This is a genomic window from Plantactinospora sp. B24E8 (assembly GCF_039871735.1).
Classification (GTDB): domain Bacteria; phylum Actinomycetota; class Actinomycetes; order Mycobacteriales; family Micromonosporaceae; genus Plantactinospora.
Window position 1 is genome coordinate 86,693 of sequence record NZ_JBDPMH010000029.1, and the last position, 6,000, is coordinate 92,692.

Annotated in this window: 3 protein-coding genes; 2 read left to right on the forward strand and 1 reads right to left on the reverse strand. The window is 71.8% G+C overall.

The window, feature by feature from the left end; genetic code table 11:
* Positions 1-48: 48 nt before the first annotated feature.
* Positions 49-2,787 carry an amino acid adenylation domain-containing protein gene (locus ABGB21_RS28780; RefSeq protein WP_347680427.1) on the reverse strand — a complete coding sequence of 913 codons (2,739 nt, stop codon included), beginning with the start codon at positions 2,785-2,787 and terminating at the stop codon, positions 49-51.
* A gap of 750 nt (positions 2,788-3,537) precedes the next feature.
* Between ABGB21_RS28780 and glyA the strand changes: the two genes are divergently transcribed.
* Entirely contained in the window at positions 3,538-4,914 is a 1,377-nt protein-coding gene (gene glyA, locus ABGB21_RS28785; RefSeq protein ID WP_347655709.1) for a serine hydroxymethyltransferase, read from the forward strand.
* A 56-nt stretch (positions 4,915-4,970) separates the two neighbouring features.
* Positions 4,971-6,000 (forward strand): condensation domain-containing protein (locus ABGB21_RS28790; protein ID WP_347680429.1); only part of this gene is annotated, 1,030 nt, incomplete at its 3' end.

The window sequence follows — 6,000 nt, forward strand, 5'->3', positions numbered from 1 at the left end:
CACGTCCCGCAACGGGGCGAAGTGCCTGCCCGGGTGAGCCCGTGATCATCAGGTGGGTCGACCACCGGTCCTGCGGGTGAGCGTGGGCCGGGCCGCCGCGGAACCACTGCGTCGCCGGACCACCGCGGCCACCTCGGCCACGGTCTGCGCGGTGTACAGGTCCGCCACCCTGACCTCGGCCGCGAACCGACGGCTCAGCCGGTTCGCCACCTGGATAGCAGCGAGAGAACCACCTCCCAGGTCGAGAAAGGACGACTGTGCTGTCGGCCGCTCGGGCAGGCCGAGGACGTCGGCCCAGACCTGCGCCACGACGTCGGTCACCTCGTCGGCGGCCCCCGGACCGCCGCTGACGGCCCCGGCGTCGCCAGCGGCGTCCGGCCCCGGTCGTCCGGCGACGCCCGGTTCCGACACCGACACCGCCGCCTCCAGAGCCCGACGGTCCACCTTGCCGTTGACGTTCACCGGCAGCGCGTCCAACACGGTGAGTTGCGCCGGCACCATCGTCGCCGGCAGCCGTTCCACCAGGTGTCCACGCAGCCGGTCGGTCAGGCCGTCGAGGTCGACTCCGGGCCGGGCGACGACAAAACCGGCGAGCGACCGGGCCCGACCGTCGGCAGCCCTCCGGGGCACCACCACCGTGTCGGCGACAGCCGGATGCTCCCGCAGCACGGCCTGGATCTCGCCCAGCTCGATCCGCACACCGCCGATCTTCACCTGCTGGTCGAGTCGGCCCAGCAGCTCGACGTCGCCGTCCGGACGCAGCCGGGCGGCGTCACCGGTGCGGTAGAGCCGGCCACCCGGTGGTCCGAACGGGTCCGGGACGAAACGCTCGGCGGTGAACCCTGCACGGCCGTCGTACCCCCAGCCGACACCGACACCGCCGAGTACCAGCTCACCGACCTGGTCCACCCCGGCCAGCCCGCCGAACCCGTCGACGACGTAGGCGGTCTGATTGGCCAGCGGGTGGCCGTACGGCACCGACCGCCAGCCGTCGCAGGCGTCGGTGACCTCGTAGACCACACTGTCCACCGACACCTCGGTGGCGCCACCGAGACTGACCACCCGGCAGTCGGGGAAGAGCCGCCGCAGCCGGGCCGGCTGGTCCACCGGAATCCAGTCGCCGCCCAGCAGGAAGAGGCGGAAGCGCCCCATCGCGCGGTCGCCGACCGTCCGCAGGTAGATCTCCATCGAGGACGGGACCGAGTGCCAGACCGTCGCACCCTCCCGGTCGGCCAACTCGGCCCAGTGCCGGACGTCGTACTCCAGGTCGCGGTCGGGCAGCAGCACGGTCGCACCGGCGGCGAGGGTGCCGAGGATGTCGTAGACCGACATGTCGAAACTCGGGGACGAGACGACCAGGCTGCGGTCGCCGGGACCGAGGGCGAACCGGGAGTTCAGGTCCTCGATCATGTTCACCCGGCCACGGTGGTCCAGGAGCGCGGCCTTCGGCTCTCCGGAGGAGCCGGAGGTGAAGATGACGTAGGCCAGGTCGTCCGGGGCGACCGCGGCCGGGGCGGCGGCCGGGGTTCCGTCGACCGGATCCGACACGCCCAGCACGAGCGGGTCGGCCCCGAGCCCACGGGCCCGGTCGGCGTGCCGCTCCTCCGCGACCAGGTCGACGACCGCGCCGAGGCGGTGCAGCGTGGCCAGACGCGCCGGGGGCAGCCCCGGGTCGAGCGGAACGTACGCGGCACCGGCCTTCAGCACGCCGAGCACCGCGACCACGAACTCGGCGCCACGGGTGGCGAGCACCCCGACCCGCCGGTTGGGGCCGGCTCCCCGCGCGACGAGCGCCGCGGCCAGGGCGGCGGCCCGGGCGTCCAACTCGGCGAAGGTGAGTCGGACCTCGCCGTGCACGACCGCGGTCTCCGTGGGGTACCGGGCGGCGGCCTCCTCGACGAGGCGGTGCAGCAGCGGTGTCGGATGCTCCGGGCGCCCGGTGGCGTTCACCCGCGCGATCAGGTCCCGTTCACCCGGTGTCAGGATCGGTACCAGGCCGACCGGCGTCTCCGCCGCCGTCCGGGCGGCGTGTACGAACGCGAGGAGATGGGCGAGCACCCGGTCCGGGCCCTGGGGGTCGACCGGGGAGTCCGGGCCCTCCCAACGCAGCGAACCGTCGGTCAGGACGAGCCAGGGCTGGCGTTCGTCGTCGGGCTCGTCGGTTTGCGGGCGTAGTCGCAATGTCCCCTGGATGTCGCCGCCGCCGGCGGCTCGGCGGGTCGTCCGGACCGCCTGTCGGATGGCGGACAGCGTGGGACCGAGCGCCGAGTCGACGGGTCCGAGGGCGGAATAGGGCAGGCGGAGGTCCTCGCGTCGGTCCTCCCCGCGCAGGGTGAGGTGCAGATCCCGCGCCGTGCCGTAACGCAACAGCAGCGCCGCCAGGGCGGTCACCAGTTCCTCGCCGGGATCGCCAGCCTCGGGGGCGGGCATCGGCCGGGGTGCGCCACGGAAACCACCACCGGGCCACCAGAGCAGCGGGAGGAAGGGATCGGAGCGCTGCCCGGCCAGGGGGGGAGCGGTGTCCGGCCCGGTGGTACGGGCCGGCTCCGGGCCGTCCGGCCGGGCCATGGCCGGGAGATCGGGGTGTCCGGGCTCCGCCGGTGCCGTGGGGGGGAGGGGCGTCAGATCGGTCCAGGCGCGTTCGACGTACGCGAGTGCCGCGGCGAAATCCGTCGGCTCGCCCTCGGCGGACCAGCCCGCCGGCAGTTGCCGGCCGAGTGGCCACACCGAACGCTGGCCCCGGGCGTTGAGTACGACCTGAAACGTGCCGGAACCGTCGCCGAACAAAACGCCTCCCCCGTGCGAGCCGAACCCCGCTGTCCCCGCGCGACGAACCCGCCCGTGCCGACCGCCGCCGCGCCGGGTCCGAAACGACCCGGGACCTCCGCCGCCCCCGCCTGGCCCGACGGGGCCGACGACCGGCCCGCGACACGTGTCTGACGGGCCGCGTCTGCGCCGCGGGCAGGGAGTGCACCGGATTCCGGCGACCACCCGGACCGAGTGCTCCGACGCGGACCGGCGTCCGTGCCGTGACGAGTATCGCCGAAGGGCAGTATGGTGTCAGCCGCGATTCGCGTCAATACGGATGTCGCATTCCCGGGGGCCCTCGCGTGCTGTCCGGCCAGCCATGGAAGATCAGCTGGGGACAGCATGTCGTACCCACCCTCCGGATGCCGTCGATGATCTTTCTTATTGCTGTTCCGCGCGGACCGAGATGATCAGGTAATCGACTCCGGACGTTGTCCGCGGGGCCTCGGGTGGCTGTCGCGGGTCGTGCGAGGTGGTTGCGGAATACCGAAAAACCGCAGGTCGCAGCCGTGGTCGCGGCCTTTGTGACCAGATTTGTGCCGGATGGGAACCGACGGTGGGTCAGTTGTTGATCCGATCTTGCCGTAACTGTCGTATGTCTGCTGGTCGCCGTTCTGTCGGAGGTCCGAGTGATGACGGGACGGGGGACTATGCCCGAATATCGCGGAACCGATCCGTCGCTTCGTGCCTATAGACTCTCGCTCGGCTATCGCGCAGAATGGGGGGCCGATGACTCTGGACGGCGTGCGCTCAAATAGCGCTTCACCTGGCAGTCTGAAGGATTTCCAGCACCTCGCGTTCGAGGAGTTGGCACAGCGCGATCCGGAGCTCTTCACGCTGCTCGAACAAGATCTGCACCGGCAGAGCAACACCCTCATGATGGTCGCGGCCTCCAGCGTCGCACCGCCTCCCGTACTGGCCAGCGCCGGTACGGCGCTGGGCAACATCACCGCCGAGGGATACCCCGGGGCCCGGTACCACGCGGGTTGCGAGGTCGCCGACGAGGTCGAACGGATCGCGGTCCGACGCGCCCGCGCCGCGTTCGGCGCCCACCACGCGAACGTGCAGCCGCACTCCGGCAGCTCCGCCAACCTCGCCGTGCTGTTCAGCCTGATGCGGCCCGGCGAGACGATGCTCGCGCTCGACCTCGACGCCGGCGGGCACCTCACCCACGGGGCCGCCGCGAGCGTCACCGGGCGCTACTTCGACGCCGTCCACTACGGACTCGACGAACACGGCCGGATAGACCTGCCGGCCGTACGCGAACTGGCCGAGCGGCACCGTCCCCGGGTGATCGTCTGCGGCGCCAGCGCCTACCCACGTACGCTCGACTTCGCCGCGTTCCGCCAGATCGCCGACGCCGTCGGCGCCTGGCTGGTCGCGGACGTGTCGCACATCGCCGGCCTGGTCGTCGCAGGACTCCACCCCAGCCCGATCGACCACGCGCACGTCACCACGACCAGCACCTACAAGCAGCTCTACGGCCCCCGGGGCGGTCTCATCCTGCTGGGCGCCGACCACGACACCCCGGTCCGCCCCGGTGGACCGACCCTGGCCCAGGCCCTCAACCGCGCCATCTTCCCACTCAGCCAGGGGACCCCCAACCTCGCCGCGGTCGCGGCCAAGGCGCACGCCCTCGGACTCGTCACCACACCGCAGTTCCGGGAACTCGCCGAGTTGATCGTGGCGGATGCCGCCGCCCTGGCCGACAGCATGTCCGCCGAGGGCTTCGCGGTGCTCTTCGGCGGCACCGACAACCACATGGTCCTGGTCGACCTGGTCAGTCACGGGCTGACCGGCACCGTCGCCGAATCCGCCCTGGAGAGCTGCGGCATCGTCGTCAACAAGAACCGGATCCCCGGCGACACCCGCCCGCCCACGGTGGCCAGCGGGATGCGTCTCGGCACCAACACCCTCGCCCAGCGTGGGATGGGACCGGACCAGATGCCGGTGCTCGCCCGGCTCCTCGACCACATCCTGTGCCACGTCAAGCCGACCAGTGACGAGTCGTACCAACTCGACCCCGACGTCCGGGCCGAGGTCCGGCGGACGGTGGCCGAGCTGTGCCGACGGTACCCGCTGCCGGGTTATCCCCTGGCGTCCTGACTGTCCGCCCGGCCGCCGTGGCCACGACCGATCCCTTGTACGACGAAGGTGGGGGAATGGACCAACTGACGAATTCGCCGTTGTCCTTCGGACAGGAGGCGCTCTGGTTCATCGAGCAGTTGAGCCCGGGCGGCTCGTCGTACAACGTGCCCCGGGTCTACCGGCTACGCGGCGCGGTCGACCTGGCCGCGCTGCGGGCGGCGCTCACCGTCGTCGTACGTCGGCACGAGGTCCTGCGAACCGTCTACCGGGCCACGGACGGCGTGCCGCACCAGGTCGTCCTCCCGGCCGGGGTCGAGCTGCCGGTCACCGACCTCGCCGACCTGCCGGCGGCCCAGGCCGCCGAGCGGGCCATGCGGGAGGCGGCGGAGGAGGCGCGACGGCCGTTCGACCTGGCGGCCGGTCCGCTGTTCCGGGCCCGGGTGGTGCGGCTCGCCGAGGCGGAGTACCTGCTCTGCCTCACCATGCACCACATCTGCACCGACGGCTGGTCTCTCGGGGTTATCGCCGAGGAACTCTCCGAGGCGTACGCCGCCCTGGCGGCCGGTCGGGAGCCGGCGCTGCCCGAACTGCCGGTGCAGTTCGGCGACTTCGCCGTCTGGCAGCGGGAGTGGCTGCGGGGGGACGCCCTCGAACGCCGACTTGGGTACTGGCAGGAGCGGCTGGCCGGGGTGCCCGCCCTCGAACTGCCCGCCGACCGGCCCCGCCCGCCGGTGCCGTCGTTCTCGGCGGAGGCGTTCACCGACCGCCGGGACGCGCGGTTCTGCGCCCGGCTACGCGCCTTCGCCCAGGAACACGGGGTGTCGCTCTTCGTGGTGTTGGCGGCGGCGGTGAAGGTGGTGTTGTCGCGGTATTCGGGTCAGGACGACGTGGCGGTCGGTGCCACGGTGCTCGGCCGGGACGAACCCGAACTGGAACGTCTGGTCGGTTATTTTACGAATCTGGTGGTGTTGCGGACTGATCTTTCGGGGGATCCGTCGTTTGTGGAGTTGTTGGGGCGGGTTCGTGATGTGACGTTGGGTGCGTATGACAATGAGGTGCCGTTCGAGAAGGTGGTTGATCGGGTGGCGCCGGTTCGTGATGCGA

What these genes read in the sequence shown, in the direction of transcription:
- glyA (WP_347655709.1), top strand. Translation starts at nt 3,538, where the DNA reads ATGACTCTGGACGGCGTGCGCTCAAATAGCGCTTCACCTGGCAGTCTG.